The sequence below is a fragment of the Streptomyces durocortorensis genome (assembly GCF_031760065.1).
Lineage (GTDB): Bacteria > Actinomycetota > Actinomycetes > Streptomycetales > Streptomycetaceae > Streptomyces.
On record NZ_CP134500.1, the window covers coordinates 4290088 to 4309032 of the forward strand.

General features: G+C 72.2%; 17 protein-coding genes and 1 pseudogene. 8 read left to right on the plus strand and 10 right to left on the minus strand.

The annotated features are described in order from the left end of the window. Positions 1 to 84: 84 nt before the first annotated feature. On the minus strand, positions 85 to 840 hold the full coding sequence (locus tag RI138_RS19115) for an SIS domain-containing protein (protein ID WP_096627697.1): 756 nt from the start codon (positions 838 to 840) through the stop codon (positions 85 to 87). Between the two features lie 233 nt (positions 841 to 1073). On the opposite strand from RI138_RS19115, the gene RI138_RS19120 reads away from it, so the two are divergent. Continuing rightward, on the plus strand, positions 1074 to 1766 hold the full coding sequence (locus RI138_RS19120; protein ID WP_096627696.1) for a metal-dependent transcriptional regulator: 693 nt from the start codon (positions 1074 to 1076) through the stop codon (positions 1764 to 1766). A 555-nt stretch (positions 1767 to 2321) separates the two neighbouring features. Further along, a complete protein-coding gene (locus RI138_RS19125) occupies positions 2322 to 3215 on the plus strand; it encodes an alpha/beta fold hydrolase (protein ID WP_311120923.1) in 894 nt (297 codons plus the stop codon). Positions 3216 to 3252: 37 nt separating this feature from the next. On the opposite strand, the gene RI138_RS19130 is transcribed toward RI138_RS19125, so the two are convergent. From RI138_RS19130 to RI138_RS19140, 3 genes are read right to left on the minus strand one after another with little or no spacing between them, the layout of a single operon-like run. After that, positions 3253 to 4896 (minus strand): transporter, encoded by a 1644-nt coding sequence (locus tag RI138_RS19130; RefSeq protein ID WP_311120924.1) that lies wholly within the window; start codon positions 4894 to 4896, stop codon positions 3253 to 3255. Next, a complete protein-coding gene (locus RI138_RS19135; protein ID WP_096627693.1) occupies positions 4893 to 5756 on the minus strand; it encodes an ABC transporter ATP-binding protein in 864 nt (287 codons plus the stop codon). Before RI138_RS19135 ends, RI138_RS19130 begins: the two co-directional genes overlap by 4 nt. Before the next feature lie 60 nt (positions 5757 to 5816). Continuing rightward, positions 5817 to 6503, minus strand: coding sequence for a bifunctional DNA primase/polymerase (locus RI138_RS19140; protein ID WP_311122937.1), 687 nt, complete (start codon positions 6501 to 6503; stop codon positions 5817 to 5819). A gap of 246 nt (positions 6504 to 6749) precedes the next feature. On the opposite strand from RI138_RS19140, the gene RI138_RS19145 reads away from it, so the two are divergent. After that, entirely contained in the window at positions 6750 to 8132 is a 1383-nt protein-coding gene (locus tag RI138_RS19145) for a transcriptional regulator (protein ID WP_311120925.1), read from the plus strand. Positions 8133 to 8305: 173 nt separating this feature from the next. Continuing rightward, complete coding sequence (locus tag RI138_RS19150; protein ID WP_311120926.1) at positions 8306 to 9928, plus strand: hypothetical protein; 1623 nt, start codon at positions 8306 to 8308, stop codon at positions 9926 to 9928. Positions 9929 to 10018: 90 nt separating this feature from the next. On the opposite strand, the gene RI138_RS19155 is transcribed toward RI138_RS19150, so the two are convergent. Beyond that, positions 10019 to 11290, minus strand: a complete 1272-nt coding sequence (locus RI138_RS19155; protein ID WP_311120927.1) for an ABC transporter substrate-binding protein — start codon at positions 11288 to 11290, stop codon at positions 10019 to 10021. 174 nt (positions 11291 to 11464) lie between these two features. On the opposite strand from RI138_RS19155, the gene RI138_RS19160 reads away from it, so the two are divergent. Both RI138_RS19160 and purU read left to right on the plus strand, forming a co-directional pair. Then, positions 11465 to 11911, plus strand: a complete 447-nt coding sequence (locus tag RI138_RS19160; RefSeq protein ID WP_096627688.1) for an SCO4402 family protein — start codon at positions 11465 to 11467, stop codon at positions 11909 to 11911. A gap of 28 nt (positions 11912 to 11939) precedes the next feature. Beyond that, on the plus strand, positions 11940 to 12815 hold the full coding sequence (gene purU, locus RI138_RS19165) for a formyltetrahydrofolate deformylase (protein WP_311120928.1): 876 nt from the start codon (positions 11940 to 11942) through the stop codon (positions 12813 to 12815). Between the two features lie 15 nt (positions 12816 to 12830). Here purU and RI138_RS19170 read toward each other — a convergent pair whose 3' ends face one another. Both RI138_RS19170 and RI138_RS19175 read right to left on the minus strand, forming a co-directional pair. After that, positions 12831 to 14255: a zf-HC2 domain-containing protein gene (locus RI138_RS19170; protein WP_311120929.1), complete on the minus strand. Its 1425-nt coding sequence runs from the start codon at positions 14253 to 14255 to the stop codon at positions 12831 to 12833. Continuing rightward, a complete protein-coding gene (locus RI138_RS19175; RefSeq protein ID WP_311120930.1) occupies positions 14252 to 14845 on the minus strand; it encodes an RNA polymerase sigma factor in 594 nt (197 codons plus the stop codon). Before RI138_RS19175 ends, RI138_RS19170 begins: the two co-directional genes overlap by 4 nt. Positions 14846 to 15174: 329 nt before the next feature. Between RI138_RS19175 and RI138_RS19180 the strand changes: the two genes are divergently transcribed. Further along, entirely contained in the window at positions 15175 to 15549 is a 375-nt protein-coding gene (locus RI138_RS19180) for an STAS domain-containing protein (protein WP_311120931.1), read from the plus strand. A gap of 207 nt (positions 15550 to 15756) precedes the next feature. Here RI138_RS19180 and RI138_RS19185 read toward each other — a convergent pair whose 3' ends face one another. The 3 genes and pseudogenes from RI138_RS19185 to RI138_RS19195 form a co-directional block, all read right to left on the minus strand. After that, positions 15757 to 16473 (minus strand): WbqC family protein, encoded by a 717-nt coding sequence (locus tag RI138_RS19185; protein WP_311120932.1) that lies wholly within the window; start codon positions 16471 to 16473, stop codon positions 15757 to 15759. Between the two features lie 21 nt (positions 16474 to 16494). Then, the gene (locus RI138_RS19190) at positions 16495 to 17163 is read right to left on the minus strand and encodes a YdcF family protein (RefSeq protein WP_311120933.1); all 669 of its coding nucleotides are present in this window, start codon (positions 17161 to 17163) and stop codon (positions 16495 to 16497) included. A 16-nt stretch (positions 17164 to 17179) separates the two neighbouring features. Next, a pseudogene (locus RI138_RS19195) lies at positions 17180 to 18282 on the minus strand (helix-turn-helix domain-containing protein). 189 nt (positions 18283 to 18471) lie between these two features. On the opposite strand from RI138_RS19195, the gene RI138_RS19200 reads away from it, so the two are divergent. Continuing rightward, entirely contained in the window at positions 18472 to 18918 is a 447-nt protein-coding gene (locus RI138_RS19200; RefSeq protein ID WP_311120934.1) for a hypothetical protein, read from the plus strand. The last annotated feature ends 27 nt before the right edge of the window (positions 18919 to 18945 follow it).

The window sequence follows — 18945 nt, forward strand, 5'->3', positions numbered from 1 at the left end:
GGGGCGGTGTACCGGGCCTCAGCGGGCCGCGTACCGGACCTGAGCGGGAGGTGTACGGGGCCTCAGCGGGCCGTGTACCGGACCTCAGTGCCGGTAGAAGATCCGGTCCCGGTACTCCGTCATCACCCGGCCGTTCCACTCGTGGCCGCCGTCGACGTTCCCCGAGCGCAGGAGCGGCGGCTCGATGCCCCGGGACACCAGCCGCTCGGCGGCGGACGCCAGCATCGCCTGCATGATCGCGCTGGTCACCACCGTCGAGGCCGGGGCGAAGGGGGCCTCGATGCCGGGGGCCGTCAGCTCCGCGTCGCCGATCGCGATCTTGCTGTCCAGGACGATGTCGCAGTGGTCCCGCAGGAAGCCGCCCGAGGCGTGCCGGGAGCGGGTGCTCTCGGCGTACGCGACCGAGGTGACGCCGATGACCTTCAGCCCGAGGGCGCGGGCGTTCTGCGCCATCTCCACGGGCAGCGCGTTGCGCCCGGACAGCGAGATGATCACGAGGACGTCCCCGGCGGTGGCGGGGCTGGTGTCCAGGACGGCCGAGGCGAGCCCGTCCACCCGCTCCAGGGCCGAGCCCAGGGTGGCGGGCATGACGTCCACGCCGACGACGCCGGGGACGGTGAGCAGGTTCATCAGGGCCAGGCCGCCCGCCCGGTAGACGACGTCCTGGGCGGCGAGCGAGGAGTGCCCCGCGCCGAACGCGAACAGCCGGCCGCCGGCCTCCACGGTGTCGGCGATGGCCGTGCCCGCGGCGTCGATCGAGGCCGCCTCCTCGTCGCGCACCCGCTGGAGCAGGCCGATCGCCGCGTCGAAGAACTGACCGGCCAGCTTGCTGTCGCTCATCGGGGAGAGCCCTTTCGGCGGGGGACGACGGGGTGGATCGACGGGGTGGGAATGCCCGTGCCGCCGATCACGTTGCGGTCTGGACCAGTGGCCTGTCAATAGCGCCCGGCGGCCTCGTCCGCACGCTCTTCCACCGGTCTCGCGCCGGGGCGGCACGGTTGTCGCCGCTATACGTCAGAATTGGTACAGGGCCATCGCACGACGTTTTCTAGTCACAGCATCGAGGGGCACGTATGTCCGGACTGATCGACACCACGGAGATGTATCTCCGCACCATCCTCGAACTGGAAGAGGAAGGCGTCGTGCCCATGCGCGCCCGTATCGCCGAACGGCTGGACCAGAGCGGTCCGACCGTCAGCCAGACGGTGGCCCGTATGGAGCGCGACGGTCTGGTCCAGGTCGCGGGGGACCGCCACCTGGAGCTGACCGAGGAGGGCCGCCGCCTCGCCACCCGTGTGATGCGCAAGCACCGGCTCGCCGAGTGTCTTCTCGTCGACGTGATCGGCCTGGAGTGGGAGCAGGTCCACGCCGAGGCCTGTCGCTGGGAGCACGTGATGAGCGAGGCGGTGGAGCGGCGCGTGCTGGAGCTGCTGCGTCACCCGACCGAGTCGCCGTACGGGAATCCCATCCCGGGCCTGGAGGAGCTGGGCGAGAAGGCCGAGGCCGACCCGTTCCTGGACGCCTCCATGGTGAGCCTGGCCGAGCTCGACCCGGGCACCGAGGGCAAGACCGTGGTGGTGCGGCGGATCGGCGAGCCGATCCAGACCGACGCCCAGCTGATGTACACGCTGCGCCGGGCCGGGGTGCAGCCCGGGTCCGTGGTCAGCGTGACCGAGTCGCCCGGCGGAGTGCTGGTCGGCTCCAGCGGGGAGGCGGCCGAGCTGGACGCCGAGATCGCATCGCACGTCTTCGTCGCCAAGCGCTGACGCGTTCGTTGCCCGGGGCCGAGGCGGCCGGGCGCTGGTTTCCCTCCGGAATCGCAGCGCCGGGGGCGCATCGCGTGCCAGGCTGAGCCCAGGCAGGGGAGGGAGCAGGGAATGCGCCCGTCATACCGGCACGCGCACCGGACGGTGCCCACCGAGCCCTGTGGGGCCCTTGTCGCCTTCGTTGCCATCGTTGTCGTCGCGCGGCGGAGCCGGCCCCGGGTGCGGTCTCGGGACCGGTTTTGGGAGCGGTCTCAGGGCCCCTTCCGGGGGTGCCCCCGGACAGGGGTCGGCCCCGGCGTCCGAAGACGCCGGGGCCTGTCCTCCCCTGTGCTGACCCGGAGCCCCGAGCTCTCAAGGCCAGTCCCCGCGGCCCGTTGTCCCCGAGCGGTCCGCCTCCTGGTGAAGATCTCCCCACGGCGGTCGGCGCCAATCCTGGACGGGTGTCACTCGAACGTGGGGTGTTGGGTGGCACACCTCCGTTTTCGAATACGGGTTCGATAGCCTGGCGGGGCGGAACCACACGGTGATCGAGGACCAGAAGGGGGTGCCAGGACTATGGTGCGGCGCATCGATGTGACCGGAACCGACGGCGTACGCCTCGCGGCATGGGAGTTCGCCGACCCGCCCAAGGGGCGTGCGGAGAGCGACCGCGCCCCCGGCGTCTTATTGCTTCACGGGCTCATGGGCCGGGCCTCCCACTGGGCCCCCACCGCCCGCTGGCTGGCCGAGCGGTATCGCGCGGTCGGCCTCGACCAGCGGGGCCACGGCCGCAGCGAGAAGCCGGCCGAGGGTCCGTACACCCGCGAGGCCTACGTCTCCGACGCCGAGGCCGCGATCGAACAGCTCGGGCTCGGTCCCGTCACCGTCGTCGGCCACGCCATGGGAGCGCTCACCGGCTGGCAGCTCGCCGCCAAGCGCCCCGACCTCGTCCGCGCCGTCGTCATCTGCGACATGCGCGCCTCCGCCCTCGGCGCCGCCTCCCAGCGCGAGTGGAGCGACTGGTTCGACTCCTGGCCGCTGCCTTTCGCCACCCTCGCCGACGTTCGGAAGTGGTTCGGTGAGGACGACCCCTGGGTGGAGCGGCCGAGCCCCGCTCGCGGCGAGTTCTACGCCGAGGTGATGGCCGAGTGCGAGGACGGCTGGCGTCCCGTCTTCTCCCGCCGCCAGATGCTCCGCTCCCGCGCCACCTGGGTCTTCGACGCCCACTGGGAGGAGCTGGCCCAGGTGCGGTGCCCGGCGCTGGTGCTGCGCGGCCTCGACGGGGAGCTGGGCCGCGCCGAGGCCCAGGAGATGGTCCGCGTCCTGCCCCGCGGTCAGTACGCGGAGGTGGCGGACGCGGGCCACCTCATCCACTACGACCAGCCGGAGGGCTGGCGGGCGGCGGTGGAGCCGTTCCTGGAACAGCTCCACGAGGACAGCCGGGGCGACCGGGAGCCGGTCGCCCCGTAGGGCCTGTCAGACAACCCCTGGAGCCCTAGGCAGGGGGTCACCCCTTGCTGACCGCCGTCAGGATCTCCGGCAGCCGGTTCGCCGTGCGCGTCGCGGCGAGCTTCAGCCCGGCCCACCCGATGAACGCCCCGTACGCGACGCCTCCCGGCACCATGAGCCACAGCGCGCCATGGTGGTCCGCGAGGTGCAGCCAGATCGTCATCGCGATCACCGGCGCGGCCAGCAGCGAGGTGGCCACCATGCCACCGAGGATCGATATCCAGGCCAGTCCGCCCTGTCCCGGAGCCACGTTCTTGAACGCGCCCTCCTGCGGGATCGAGTACGCGAACAGCGCCGAGGCCACCGCCCCTGTCGACACCATCGCGCCCAGCAGCGCGAAGGACAGGCCCAGCGCCCCGGGCAGGGTCTCCCAGTCGCCGATCACCGCCGCCGTCACCACGCAGACCACCAGCGTGTACGGGAGCGTGATCAGCAACAGAGCCAGCGCGCGGGCCCGCAGCTCGACGTACGCGTCCCGGGGCGAGGAGATCGTCAGCGCCACCATCCAGAACGCCGAGGTGTCCTGCCCGAACTGGTTGTACATCTGCATACCGAGCATGCCCGCGGCGAAGCACGCGAAGTACACCGAGCCGGTGCCCTGGAACGCGTTGAGCAGCGGCACGATCGCGCCGATCGCCAGCGCCGTCACCCAGCCCGCCTTCGTCTTCGGGTCCCGCGCCACATACCGCAGGCTCCGCTGTACGACGGTCCCCGTGCGGCCCTCCGGCAGCAGCCCCGCCAGACCGCCGCGGCCGGCGGACGACTCCTTGCGGGACGGTTCGGCGGCCGCCAGCGTCGAGCCGTCCGGCGCGGTCATCAGCTTCACCAGGCTCCGCTGCCACGTCCACAGCAGCGCGGCCAGGGCGGCCACCGTGATCAGCAGCTGGAGGACCGCGATGCCCGGCGAACCGTCCGACGCCGAGTCCACCGCCCCTATCGCGGAGGCGCCGGGCAGCCAGCGGACCACGCCCGCAGCCGGTTCGAGCGCGGAGAGCCCGCCGGACTGCCCGAGCCGCTGCGCGCCGAAGTTGACGAACTGGATGCCCACCGCGATCACCAGCCCGCTGAGCACCGCGAGGTCGCGGCCCTTGCGGGAGTTCAGCAGCCGTACGTTGGCGGTGGCCACCGCCCGCGACAGCGCCACGCAGAGCAGCATCGTCAGCGGGACGGCGAGGACCGCGAACACCACCCCGACCGCCCCCCGCGCCAGCGCGAGGACCGAGCCGGTCACCAGGCACAGCGTGAACAGCGGGCCGACGCCGATCATCGACGACACCAGCAGGGCCCGCACCAGCGGCTGCGGCCGCAGCGGCAGCATCGCCAGCCGGGTCGGGTCGAGGGTGTCGTCACCACTGGGGAAGAACAGCGGCAGCACCGCCCAGCCGAGCGCCACGACGCCGGTGAGCAGCACCACGACCGTGCCCGCGTGCTCGTCGCCGCGCAGCAGGACTAGGCCCAGGACCTGCCCCGCGGCGACCAGCAGGGTGAGGACGAGGGAGACGATGAACGCGGCCCTGCGCCCGGCGGACTGCCGCAGACCGTTCCGCAGGAGCGACAGTTTCAGCCGTACGAAGACCGGGGTCAGGCCCGACGTCGGCGCGGCCGGGGCGACGGCGGTGACCGGAGTGTCCAGCACGCTCATCGGGAGCCGCCCAGCCAGTCGAGGGCGTCACCGGTGTCCCGGCCGCTCGCGCCGACCAGTTCGAGGAAGGCCGTCTGCAACGAGGGGGCGTCGCCGCGTACCTCGGCCAGTGTGCCGCGCGCCTTGATCCGGCCCGCCGCCATCACCGCCACCCAGTCGCACAGCGACTCGACCAGCTCCATGACATGGCTGGAGAAGACCACCGTCGCCCCGGACCGCGTGTAGCGCTCCAGCACCCCGCGGATCGTCTGGGCGGAGACCGGGTCGACGCCCTCGAAGGGCTCGTCCAGGAACAGCACTTCGGGGTTGTGGAGGAGTGCGGCCGCGAGGCCGATCTTCTTCCGCATACCGGTCGAGTAGTCGACGACCAGCTTGTGCTGCGCACCCGCCAGGTCCAGCACGTCGAGAAGCTGGGTGGCCCGCTTGTCGACCTCGTCACCGGGGAGCCCGCGCAACCGCCCGTTGTACGCGAGAAGTTCGCGTCCCGACAGCCGCTCGAAGAGCCGCAGCCCCTCCGGCAGCACGCCGATCCGGGACTTCACCTCGACCGGGTCCGTCCACACGTTGTGGCCCGCGACCTCGATCGTCCCCATGTCGGGCCGGAGGAGCCCGGTGATCATCGAGAGCGTGGTCGTCTTACCGGCCCCGTTGGGCCCCACCAGCCCGATGAACTTGCCCGCGGGCAGCTCCAGATCGATCCCCGAGACGGCGACCTGCTCCCCGAACCGCTTCCACAGCCCCTGTACGCGGACAGCGGGGGGCGCCGTCGGCGCACCGCCCGCTGTCGCGTCTGCTTCTGTACCCGCGCCTCTGTCGATGCGCGTGTCTGTTTCCGTACGTGCATCTGCCTGGTCCGGCATGGCACAGCCTTTCGATATCCCCACGTGGTGGGGACCACCCTACGAAAGGCTTCCGAAGCCCTACGAGGTCCGGGTGCGGGCGTCGGCCGCCTCGCGTGCGCAGGCGTACGCCAGGGGGCTGATCAGCTCGTCCACATCGGGCAGCCAGCGGTTGACGTGGGTGGGCTTGCGGGCCCACTGCACCGCCCCGCGCCCGCCGACCCGGGTCGGCGGAGCGGCGATGTAGTGGCCCTCGCCCCGGCCGGTCAGATCGATCGCCTCGGCGTTCCAGCCGAGCGCGCGCACCAGCTCGGGGGCCTTGGCCGCGGCCCCGGGCAGCACGAAGAACATCATCCGGCGGTCGGGCGTGCAGGTGACCGGGCCGAGGGTCAGGTCCATCCGCTCCATCCGCGCCAGCGCCAGGAAGCCCGCGGCCTCCGGGACCTCCAGCGCGTCGAAGGTGCGCCCGGTCGGCAGCAGCACCGAGGCGCGCGGCTGCCGGGACCACATACGCCGGGCGGCGGCCCCGCTGCCGGTCGCCTGGCCCGCCCAGTCGGGCCGGTCCGCGTGGGCCCCGGGCAGGGCGCAGGCCGGCTCGCCGCAGGAGCAGCGCTCCCTGCCCTCCACCGCCTCCAGCCAGGTGCCGGGGAACACGTCCCAGTGACGCTCTTCCGCATACCGCACCGCGGCGTCGAGCAGGTGATCCCCCCGCTGCTGAGGTACTTGTGCGGCTTCCGTGACTCCGATGGGCTCTTCCACGACCAGCACAACTCCCGGCGTCACCGGGGGTTACGGCCTCCCCATGACCGGGTCACGGTGCATCGATCCTGCACGCGGGGCGCATCGGAGCATGGACGGGGGCGCGCGTGAGGCGTCGTACCGAAGGGCGGGTAACCACCTTCAGGACCGCCGACCGTACCGAATGCCGATGGAATATGCGCATTTCTTGTGTATGTGCCGGGCAGTGATCCCTTCCACCGATCGCTGCACATAACCGATGCTTCAGGGGGACATATGGCTGCAAGGCCTCTCGTAGCCCGCCAGCCCAACGAACGGCTCCAGACGCTCATCCAGGAAGCCGCCTGTTCCAACGCGGGCCTCGCGCGCCGCGTGAACATGGTCGGGGCCGAGCGAGGGCTCGACCTGCGCTACGACAAGACCTCCGTGGCGCGCTGGCTGCGCGGACAGCAACCCCGGGGCCGGGCCCCGGGGATCATCGCCGAGGCGCTCGGCCGCAAGCTCGGCCGTACGGTCACCATCGACGAGATCGGCATGGCCAACGGCAAGAACCTGGCCTCCGGCGTCGGCCTCCAGTACGCGCCGACCGTGGCCGGGGCCGTCGAGCAGGTCTGCGAGCTGTGGCGCAGCGACGTGGGCCGCCGCGATCTGCTCACGGGTTCGGCCATCGCCGCCTCCGCACTGGTCGAGCCCAGCCGGGACTGGCTGATCTCCGGCACCGACCCGCAGGTCGAGCGGACGGCCGGGGCCCGGGTCGGGATGTCCGACGTGGAGGCGGTGCGGGCGATGACCACCGCCCTGACCGACCTCGACCACCGCTTCGGCAGCGGCCATGTCCGCCCGGTGCTCGTGCACTACCTCAACAGCGTGGTCTCCGGGCTGCTTTCGGGGGCGTACCGCGAACAGGTGGGGCGTGAGCTGTTCGGCGCGGTGGCCCGGCTCACCGAACTCGGCGGGTACATGGCGGTCGATACCGGTCAGCCCGGCCTCGCCCAGCGGTACTACATCCAGGCCCTGCGGCTCGCACAGGCGGCGGGCGACCGGGCCTACGGCGGCTATGTGCTGGCCGCCTCCATGAGCCACCTCGCCGCCCAGCTCGGCAACCCGCGCGAGATCGCCCAACTGGCCCGCGCCGCACAGGAAGGAGCCCGGGGGCAGGTCACCCCCCGCGCCCAGGCGATGTTCTACGCGGCCGAGGCCCGGGGGCACGCGCTGCTCGGGGACGCCAGGACCTGCCACGCGGTGGCGGGGCGGGCGGTCGCCGCGCTGGAGCAGGCCGACCCGGACACGGGCGACGACCCGGTCTGGATCGCGCACTTCGACGCGGGCTACCTCGCGGACGAACTGGCCCACTGCCACCGGGACCTGGGGCAGGCGCAGGAGGCCGCCCGGCGGGCCAGGGAGGCGCTGGCCGCGCTGCCGGAGACCCGGGCGCGGCGCCGGGGCATCGGGCTGGTGCTCCTCGCCTCGGCCCAGGTCCAGCAGCGCGAGGTGGAGCGGGCCTGCCACACGGGGACGCGGGCGATGGAGCTCCTGGGGACGGTGCGTTCCACCCGGGGCGCCGAATACCTCGACGACCTCCAGCAGCGGCTCACGCCCTACGCCGAGGAGCCCGCGGTACGGGAGTTCGGCGAGCGGCTGGAGCTCCAGGCGGCGTGAGCCCGCGGCTGCGGGCCCGGTCGCGCGGGTCCGCCCGATAACAGCGTCGTGGGGCGGCCGGATGTTACCCCCGCTGTGAAGGGGTCGTGAGGGGCCCTACGCGCTTGGCGGAGGCGGGTGACCACCCGATAGCGTGAGCCGACGATTCCGTAGGTTCACACGTAGGAGTCCCGGTGACGCAGAGCGGACAGGGCGGACAGGGCGGCGAGCAACAGCTCCCCGCCGCACGACCCGCGCACGAGGGTGTCGTCCTGCCCGCCGACGGCGGTGCCCCCTGGACCCCGGGGGGACCCGCGGCCGGAGGGCAGGGCACGCACGGCGGACACGGCGAGCAGGCGGCCCCCGCGGGCGGACAGCCGTGGGGGCAGCCGTGGGGGCCGCAGTCCGACGCGCCGCCGCAGCCGGACCCGCAGGCGTCGGGACACTACGGCTACCCGCAGCCCCAGACGCAGGCACAACCCCTTCCGCCCGCGCAGACGCCGGGCGCCGGGGCGTACCAGCAGCCGGACGCGCATCAGCAACCGGACGCGTATCAGCAGCCCGGGGCGTATCAGCAACCCCAGCAGCAGGGCTCGTACCAGCAGCAGGCCCAGCAGCACGGCTCGTACCAGCAGCCCCGGTCGCAGCAGCAGTCCCAGCCCCTGCCGTACGCGCAGCCGCTGCCGCCGGAGGCCGTGCCGGGCACGCGGGGAGGCCCCGGGGCTCCCGGTGTTCCCGGCGGTGACGCGGACGCCACGCAGTACATCGCGCCCGTCCCGGGAGGCTCCGGACCCGTCGGGATGCCCCAGCACGGCGGCGACGCGGACGCCACGCAGTACATACCTCCGGTGCCCGGCGGCGCCCCGTACGGGGTCAGGCCGGGCGCGCCGGGGGACCGGCAGCCGCCCGCGGAGTTCGACAACCTGTTCCGCGCGGAGGGGCCGGCGGGCGGCACGCAGCAGATGCCGCAGCTCGACACGGGGCAGCAGGCCCCGCCCCCGTACCAGCAGCCTCCGCAGCAGGGCTACCAGCCCCAGCAGCCGCACCGGGGCGAGCAGTTGCCGCCCCACGCTCCCCAGCCCCACCAGGCCTCCCCGGGCTACCAGTCCGGCCTCCAGGGGCTCCAGGGCCGTGCGGAGCAGGACGGGCCGCCCCCGCACCAGGACGGCGAGCCGCCGCGCCGGCGCTCCGCGCACGTCCCGCTGATCGCCGCCGTCGTCGTCGGCTGCGCGGTCCTCGGGCTCGGCGCGGGCGCCCTGATGAGCGGCGGCGGCGACTCCCCCGAGGACGACAAGCAGACGGTGGCGGCGCAGAGTTCACCCCCGGCCGATGAGCCCACCCCCAAGGAGGCGCCCGACCCCGCGAAGCCGCAGGCCGAGGCGCTGGACAAGCTGCTGGCCGACAGCAACAACAGCCGCGCCGCGGTGATCAGCGCGGTCGAGAAGATCAAGTCCTGCAAGGACCTGGACCGGGCGAACACCGATCTCAAGGGCGCCGCCCAGCAGCGCCGCGACCTGCTGACCCGGCTCGACGGCCTGACCCTGGACGAGCTGCCGCGCCACGCCGAGCTGACGTCCTCGCTCACCCGGGCGTGGAAGGCCTCCGCCGCGGCCGACGAGCACTACGCCACCTGGGCCCGGCAGGCCAAGAAGAACAAGAACGTCTGCAAGGGCGGCCAGGCCCGGACGACGAAGGAGACGGCCAGCGGCAACGAGCAGAGCGGGGTGGCCACCCAGGCCAAGCGCGAGGCGTCGCGGCTCTGGAACGTGATCGCCGCGAAGTACGGCCTCACCAAGCACGCGTACACCGAGCTCTGAGCGACCGGCTTACGAGCCCTCCGAGCCCTCCTGGGCCTCCGAGCCCGCTGAGCGGAAGACCGGGGTCCGGCGCCGACCGGGCCCCGGCCGTCAGATGTGCGGGGCGTCCGTCAGGGCCTCCGCGACGTCCACGAAGCCCTCCCTCTCGGCGGTGAGACGGCCCTCGCGGACCACCTGGAACGTCACCTTCGTGTTGACGATGCGCGGGTAGGCCGACGCGCCGACCAGGTCCCGGAAGCGCCAGCGGAGCGTCGGGGTCAGGCCGCCGGTGTCGACCTCGGTGCCCCGGTTGAGGGTGGCGGCGATCCGGCCCGAGGTGACCTTGTCGTCGTCGATCGCCGCGACGGCCGCCCGCAGCGCCGTGTACGCGATCCACGTCGTCTGGACGGCGGTGTCGTCCGGGTCGATGCGGTTGTCCCCGAAGGCGTAACGCTTGACCACCGAGCGCATCTCCTTCCACCGGGCGTCGCCCGATTCCGGGTACCAGCCGGTGACGTGGGCCCCCTCGAACGGGCTGTTCCGGCCGCCCGTGCGGGTGATGAGCGGCTGGCTGACGCTGCCGAGGACGGAGGAGACCGTGACCCGCTCGCCTTCCGCCTCCAGTCGGCGGAAGGAGTCGAAGAACGTCTCCGTGCGGGAACCGAGCACCGCCGTCACACAGCTGCCGCCGGACCGCTCCAGCGCCTTCGCGGCCTGCTTGTCGTAGGAGGTGGCGTCCTCGGGGGCCAGGATGTCGGTGGACTTCGGCCGGTCGGCGGCCAACAGCCCGTTGTTGAGGAGCTGCGGCATGCCGTCGCCGCCGATCGTGTCGGGCCGGACCAGCGAGACCCGCGCGCAGGAACGCGCCAGCTGCTGGCCGTGACCGGCCAGCAGCGCGGACTGGCCGCCGTTGACCGGGTAGGAGAGGTAGCTGCTGAACTCCTCGGTGGAGGCGCCGTAGCCGCCGATGTACGGGACGCCGCCCGCCTCCAGCGCGGGCATGAAGCTCTGCCCGTGCCGGCTGTACGAGCCGACGACGGCGGCCACCTCCTTCTTGACGGCCTCCCGCGCGCACCGCTCGGCGCCGAGCGCGGTGTCGCCCTCGTCGCAGACGATCACCCGCAGCTCGCGCCCCCCGATACCGCCGGTGTCGTTGACCCAGCGGGCGTACGCCCGGGCCATCACGGGCACTCCGGCCTTCTGCACCGCGCTGACGTCGTCCGAGCGGTCGGGCGCCCACGTCATCACGGTGACGGGCTCCCTGGATCCCCCCGAGGTTCCAGGGAGCACACCGCAGCCGGTCAGCAGCAACGCACCTGCGGCCGCCGCGGTGATGACGTGCTGGAAGGGGCGGGGGAACAGGGCGCGTCGCCGTCCGGTCATGGCACCGAACCCTTCCGCGCCCGGGGTAACGGCGCGGTGTGTGATTCTCAACGCTCGGTGATGTCCCGGTGAATTACGGGGGGCCGTGCGGGGGTGCGGCCGAGGAACGTACGATCGACGACCGTGCAGCAAGGTTCGGAGAACTCTTCCCGTCGCGGCCGTCGCTCCTCCACCATGGGCGGCATGCCGCTCACTGACATGCCGTGGTGGCGCTGGCGCACCAACGTGCGCTCGGCGCTGCACATGCTCTCCGACCCCGACTTCCACCACGAGTGCTGGCTCGCCGGCCGGGAGGGATACGGGGACGTCACCGACGCCGTTTACCGACTGGTCGAGGACACCTGGCTCGACAACTGGTCCGCCGAGAAGTACGTCGGCACCATATTCAGGGACGCCGCCGAGGCGGCCGCCGTGGACACGGCCGCCCTGCGCGTCCTGCGGATCATGCACCAGGTCGGCGCGGACGCCCCCGTCTCCGCCTATCTGGACCATCAGGGCTGGCCGGAGGCGGTCCGGGCGGCGCGCGAAGCGCACGTGCTGCTCGCCGTCAACGACTCCGAGGACCCGGACACGCCCCCGCGCTCCCTGGACGTCATCCGCATCATGACCAGGACCGCCTAGCACCCGGCGGCTGTGGCACCCTACGAGGATGACCGCACCGCAGCCCACCGCCCTGCCCCAGCAGTACGTCCTCACGCTCTCCTGCCCCGACAAACAGGGCATCGTGCACGCCGTGTCGAGCTACCTCTTCATGACCGGCTGCAACATCGAGGACAGTCAGCAGTTCGGGGACCACGACACGGGTCTGTTCTTCATGCGCGTCCACTTCTCCTCGGACGCCACCGTGACGGTGGACAAGCTGCGGGCCAGCTTCGCCGCGATCGGGGAGGCCTTCCGGATGGAGTGGCAGATCCACCGGCCCGAGGAGAAGATGCGGGTCGTGCTGATGGTCAGCAAGTTCGGCCACTGCCTCAACGACCTGCTGTTCCGTTCCCGTACGGGCGCGCTGCCCGTCGAGATCGCGGCCGTCGTCTCCAACCACACGGACTTCGCCGAGCTGGTCGCCTCGTACGGCATTCCCTTCCGGCACCTCCCGGTGACGAAGGAGAACAAGCCGGAGGCCGAGGCGCAGCTGTTGGAGCTGGTCCGCGAGGAGGACGTCGAGCTCGTCGTCCTGGCCCGCTACATGCAGGTCCTCTCCGACGACCTGTGCAAGCAGCTGAGCGGCCGGATCATCAACATCCACCACTCGTTCCTGCCGAGCTTCAAGGGGGCCAAGCCCTACCATCAGGCGCACGCGCGCGGGGTGAAGCTGATCGGCGCCACCGCGCACTACGTCACCGCCGACCTCGACGAGGGCCCGATCATCGAGCAGGAGGTCGAGCGGGTGGGGCACGACGTCACCCCGGACCAGCTGGTCGCGATCGGGCGGGACGTGGAGTGCCAGGCGCTGGCGCGCGCGGTGAAGTGGCACGCGGAGCGGCGCATCCTGCTCAACGGCCGCCGTACGGTGATCTTCGCGTAGCCCTCGGGCGTCGCGTCACAACCGGCTGAGCGAGGCCGCCGCGAACAGCACGTCGCGGATGGCCTCGCGGTCGCCCTCCTGGCCCGCCGCCGCTTCCACCGGCGGGATGTGGCCCGCGACGAGCCGGCAGAACTCCACCCCGTCCAGTGCCACGGTCGCCACCGCTCGCTCGGGCGAGCCGACGGCGGCCGGTGAGTCCAGCGCGATGTACCAGTCGCCACCGCCGTGCCCCTCGATCTCCAGATGGAGCGAGCGGCCCGGCGCCCCGGCCGCGACCAGTTCCCTGACCGGTCCGGCCAGTCCGGCGCCGCGGCGGCCCGCGAGGGCGGCCGGGATCAGCCGGGCCGCGAGGTCGATCATCCGGTGCAGATGGGCGGCGGACGGGGCCTCGTACGGGTAGTCCACGGCGTCGGCGATGTCCCCGCCGTGCACCCAGCACTCGAAGGCCCGCTCCAGCAGCGCGTCCTGGAGCGGCAGGGCGAAGGCGCCGTAGGAGACGGAGGTCTCGGCGACGTTCCGCCCGGCGAGGGACGCCGTACGGATCAGCTCGTGGCTCTGGTCCCGCCAGGGCTCGCGGACGGCCCGGGTGGCCGGCGGCCGCGTCGCCGACCAGTACGCCTCGGTGCGCTCGGTGGGGTCGAGCGGTACGTCGCCGCCGCCGAGCGGGTCGTCGAGGCCGAGCGCGGCGGACAGCAGCCCGTCGACCGCCCTCAGATGGCCGATCACCCCGGCGACCGTCGCCCGGCGGCTGACCGGGCGCTCCTCCTCGAACCACTGGAGCCGCACCGGCGCATGCCATTCGGCGTCACCGATGTCGCGGAGCAGAGCATCCAGCCGGGCGGTCTCGGCGTCGTACGGCGCGGCCCACTCGGGAACGGGAATCCGGGCCGGGCGACGGCCCAGGCAGCCGTCCATCACCCGGGTCCGCAACGTCGGATCGAGGTCCAGCGAACCGCCGGTGTGCAGCAGCCCCACGGCGTCCCGCAGCCGCAGCGCCTCGTCCGCGCACGGGGCGCACCCGGTGAGGTGGTCCTCCACGGCGGCGGTCTCCTCCGCCGAACAGGCGGACAGCGCCCAGGCACCGAGGAGCGCTTTGAGGACCCGGTGCGAGAGGACCGGCGCGGGTGTCGGCCGGGGCGGTCCCGGCCACTCGTCCGGCTCGGTTCCGGAGGGCATGGGGGCCTCCCGCAGGCCGTCCTCGTACACGTCGTCGCCGGGCGCGATCCGTTCGGCCACGCGCGCAGCCGGCCCGGCGTCCTCCGGCGCGGCCTGTTCCGGTACGACCTCGTCGGGCGCGGCCGCGTCGCCGGGCGGCGGCAGCACGGGCGGCGGCATCGACTCCAGGTCGAGGTCGTCCGCCGCCCAGCGCGGGCCCGGTATCCGGCGCGCGCCCCGCACCTCCTCGTCACGGCCGTCGCTCTCCCGGCCGTCGCCGCTCACCGGGCTCGTCCGTAACCGGGTGGCGCGGTCCCTTCGAGCGGGCGGGCGTTGGCGGTGGAGAGCAGCTGGAGGCCCAGCCGGAGGCGGCGACGGGCCTCGTCCTCGGTGACCCCGAGGTCCGCAGCGGTCTGGCGGTAGTCGCGGCGCTGGATGTAGGCCAGCTCCAGTGCCTGCCGCAGCGGGGCGGGCATCGAGGAGACGATGTAGTCGGCGCGGGCGGCCGCCGTGGCGCTGCGCACCCGCCGCTCCAGCTCCTCCGGGTCGGGCACGGCGCCCTCGCCGTGCTCCGCCTCGTACGACGTGGCCGCCGCCCGGCGCAGCCGCCGCACCGACTGGAGGTGGGTGAGCCGGGCCACCCAGGAACGCATCGAGCCCTGCTTCGGGTCGTACGCCTCGGGGTTCTCCCAGACCTGGGCGAAGACCTCGCGGGTCACCAGGTCCGCGGCGTCCTCGTCGTCCAGCATCCGGTGGGCCTGGCTGTGAACGAGGGAGGCGAACCGGTCGTACAGCTCCCCGAGCGCCGCCGCCTCGCCGCGGGCCAGCCTCTGCTGCATCCTGCGGTCCCAGCGCGGCGGTGTGTCCTTCGCCATGAAACCCCCAGCCCCGCCCTCTGCCCAGCCCGGTAGATCCACCCTCTGCCCTCGCTGACCGAATGTAGTCCGCCGGGCGGGCGGCGTACGCGCCTTTGCGGCAACTGCGTTGCCGCGCGGTGTGGCCGCCGACGGTAGTGCATTTCGGCCACAGGCGCTTCCTCGCCATCTCTGAACAGCGAAAACGGGCCGAAGTGAGCATTTCCGCCGGAAACCGCCTGGGCTCCGGCGGGCACGTCGGTGTTTCATGGAGGCGCGGTGGGGCAGCCGCGAGGAGGAACGGAAACTTCCGGGTTGCCGGGAGCCCCCGGAACGAGAGGTCCAGTCGCGTGACGCTGAAGGTGGACGAGACCGAGCAGGGTGACTGGACCGTGCTCCGGATACGGGGCGAACTCGATCTGGTGACCTCACCCGTCGTGCGTCAGTCCGTCCACGAGGCGGTCGCCGAGGGGCGGCGCGATGTGGTGCTCGACCTGTCCGACGTCTTCTTCTGCGACTCCAGTGGTGTGGGCGTACTGATCGCGTCGCGGCGGCTGATGAAGTCCTGCGGCGGCAGGCTGCGGCTGATCCTTCCGGCCCGGGGCGCGGAGGACGGTTCGCACGTCAACAAGGTGCTGGGGGCGCTCGGGGTGCGCCGCCTCTTCGACGTCTACCCCGACGCGCGGTCGGCGGCCGACGAGGAGTGCAGTCCGCTGAGCGCCTGAGCCCACTGGTGCTGCCGGCCCCGGCGCACGTCCTGGGCGATTCACTGAGCCCATTCCATCTTGATCGGGTGGCGAGTCCGAGTTCGATGACGGCACGGACGACGGTGGTGATCCGGGGGTGCTGCGGCGGAGCTTCCACAGGAGCCGCCAGCATGTGAGGGCGGCCATGACGAGTCAGCGAACGGAGAAGTCCGGTTTCCGTCGCCATTACGCGACGGTCCGGGACTCGTCCTGGTTAGCGGCGACGGCCCGCAGTGCGTCAGCCAGGGCCGTCGGTCCGAGGATCATCAGAGCCCGGAGCGCGCTGAACGCACGGCCGGAGTCCCACCCGCCTGTCGTCGGAGTGCGGAACGGCGTGATGGTGATGCCGCAGGAGGTGAAGAGGCTGGTCTCCAGGTATGTCATGCCGCCCGTTCCGCACAGATATGACCTTGCTCCGGTGACTGCGGCCAGGTCGGCGAGCCGCTGTGTCCGCCCCGGCCGGGCCGCCAGCTGGCTGCTGCGGAGGACCTGGCCCTTCCAGCCGAGGAGGTCCAGCAGGATGTGCGTGGACGCCTCGGTGACATCGGCGGTCTTGTCGGTGGTGGTGAACAGATCGAGCACCGGGGCCAATGCCTGGTCGAGGGCGGGCCAGTGCGGGCTGGACCCGAAGTACTGCCGCAGCATCTGCATGGTCCGCCGCCGGGACCGCATCGGATCGACGATCTGAGCGTTCCTGATGGCAGTCCAGCGGCCACCGGGAAGGTGAGTGGGGATGGAAAGCCACTGTCGTTGGAGCGGGGCGCCGATGCCTGCCAGGCGGGCCCGGTGCTGGTAGTCGCGGCGGGTGAACTGAACGTCGTCCAGGACGATCCAGTAGTCCGCCGCTAACAGCTTGGCCAGGGTGGTCAGCCGGGGAAGAGGTTGGGCTGGTGGATCGCGCACAGGCCGCCCGGCGGCGGCAGCTCAAGTCGTGAGGAGACGGCTGTCGAAGCCGCCGGCGAGGAGAGATTCGTAGGCGGCATACACGTCCTCCGGGACGTCCTGGGCGATGGCGAAGTCGAGCTTCGGATACTCGATCACCCGCTGGAGGTCGCCGACGAGCATGTCCAGGACGAGTTTCTCGTCGCCGATGCTCTTGAGGTAGTCGTCGAACTCCAGTGGCTCCGAGGCACAGACGATCTCGACCTCGGGCCACAGTTTGCGGGCGGTGGCGAAGGAGCGTCGCTCCATATAGGGCTTGGAGACCAGAAGCACCGTCTTCGGCGTGATCCCGGCGGTGGCGAGCACGGCGCGGGAGAGGGTGATGTTCTGGCCGGTGTTCCCGGCGTTCGGCTCCAGCAGGATCGCCGAGGCGGGGACGCCGAGTTCGATGGCGTGCTCGCGGAAGTGCATGGCCTCCCCTCGCGGGAACACCTTGGCGGTGGTGGGGCTGTTCCCGCCAGTGAAGACCAGGTGTGGGAAGAGCCCGGCGCGATACAGTTTGGCGGAGAACGCGGCCACGCCCAGGTCGTGGCTGCCCAGGCCGATCGCCGCGTCGACGGGCCGGGTCTCGTGGTGCATCTGGTGGTAGTCCCAGATCAACTTGGCCTGCTGCCGCTGGTCCTCGGTGAGGGCCTGCTGGTTGTCGCTCACGCCTGTCTCTCCCTGGTCACCTTCGCCGGGGCCCGGTCGGCCCCTCGCTCATGGCCTTGATGCCCTCGATACTGCGCAGTTGGTGCACGAGTCCGTACTGCGAGGCCACCTTGGAGGCCTGGTCGAGGACGAGAAGTCCATCATTGCGGGTGTCCCGGTCGGAAAGCAGGATGTGACCGTGGGCGGTGTCCAGTCGCACGCGTTGCATCGGTGAGTCCGTCGCCTGACTGCTGCGGGCGATGTCGATGAAGTGCAGGGCGCCAGTGAGATCGCCGGCACCGCGGTGGGCGAGGGCGAGTTTCTGGTGGGCCACCGACCAGTCGTCGGGCTCGGCCAGATCCTCGAACTCGCGGGTCGCCGCCTGCATGACGCGGGCCGCATAGTCGTGGTTGCCGTCCTTGCTCAGCGCGGTCCCCACCCACAGCCGGGCACGGGCCCGGTCCCGGCGCGAGAGCCGGTCGTCGACGGCCAGGGTCTCGTAGTGGCGGGCGGCGATCTCCAGCTTCCCGGACATCTCCGTGACCACCGCCAGCGACAGGTCGAGCTGGGCGACGCGGCGGGGGATGTCGAGCTGCGTGAAGACCGAGCGGGCCCCGGCATAGGAGTGCTGGGCCGACAGCGGCCCGAGCACGGCACCCTGGTCGCGCTGGAGGTCGCCGAGCAGGGCGGTGGAGCGGGCGAACAGATACAGGCCCTTGTCGTCCAGCTCCGGCGGTCTCCACCGGTTGATCCACCGGGTCAGCAGGCTGGCGGCGAAGGTGAAGTTCTGGCGGGAGAGCGCGACCACGGTCCGGTCCAGGTCGTCGGTCCACGATTCGTAGTCCCACATCCGGGTCCGCCGGTGGTGACCCGCTGCCCCGGGCCTGCGGCGGTGGTCCGGCCGCTTTCGGACAGCAGTGTTTCGAACCGCAGGTGGACGGCGGCGTCCGCGCGGGCGAGTGCGGTGTCGAGGATGGCCTGGGTGTCCGGGCGCGGTTCGGTGGCGGCGGTGAGCTTGTCCCACTTGGAAACCGTGCGGACGGCGACGCCGAGGTGTTCGGCGAACGCACGAACGCTCATCCGCAGCGCGAGCCGCAGAGCGTGGGCCTCCAGGCCGCTCCAGTGGTGCACGGTCGCCACGCGTCGCTCCTTTCCGAGAAGTCATCGAAGCACGGAGCACGCACGGCGGGGGACACAAGTGCAACGGAAGTGCAACACCCGGTCATTTCCCGTCCGTTGGATTGCCGCCACGCTCAAGTGAAGGGGGCGAAGCCGCAGGCCACGGCCCCCGCCCGCTCTCTGTCGACTTACCTCTGGACGGTTGGAAGCATGGAACCCCTCACGGAGCGTCGCCGCGTCAGCGGCCCGCTCGTCTATGGCTTCCTGCGGCTGGTGAACGTCTCCGGCGCCCGGGAGGTCGCCCTGACCGCATCGCTTGCCGAGTACTGCCGGCAGCACGAGCTGACGCTGTCGGGGGTGTTCACCGACCGCACGGCCATGGCCGGGCCCGTCTCGGGGGCGTTCACCGGGCTGCTGGACGTGCTCGCGCTGCCAGACACCTACGGCGTCGTGCTGCCCGCTGCCTCCCACCTGGGCCCCAAGACGACAGCGGCCGAGCGGAAGAGGCGGATCGAGACGGCCGGGGCCCGCCTGCTGCTGGTCCGCGGTACCCGCTGGTCCAGCCCTGCCGACCACGGCCACTCCGTCCCTCCCGGCAGCCCCGCCCGCCGCCAGATCCCAGGACACGCCCCGCCCGCGGCGGACGCTGTTGGTTAATTCGGGGCTCGGCGTGACGTCGGCCTT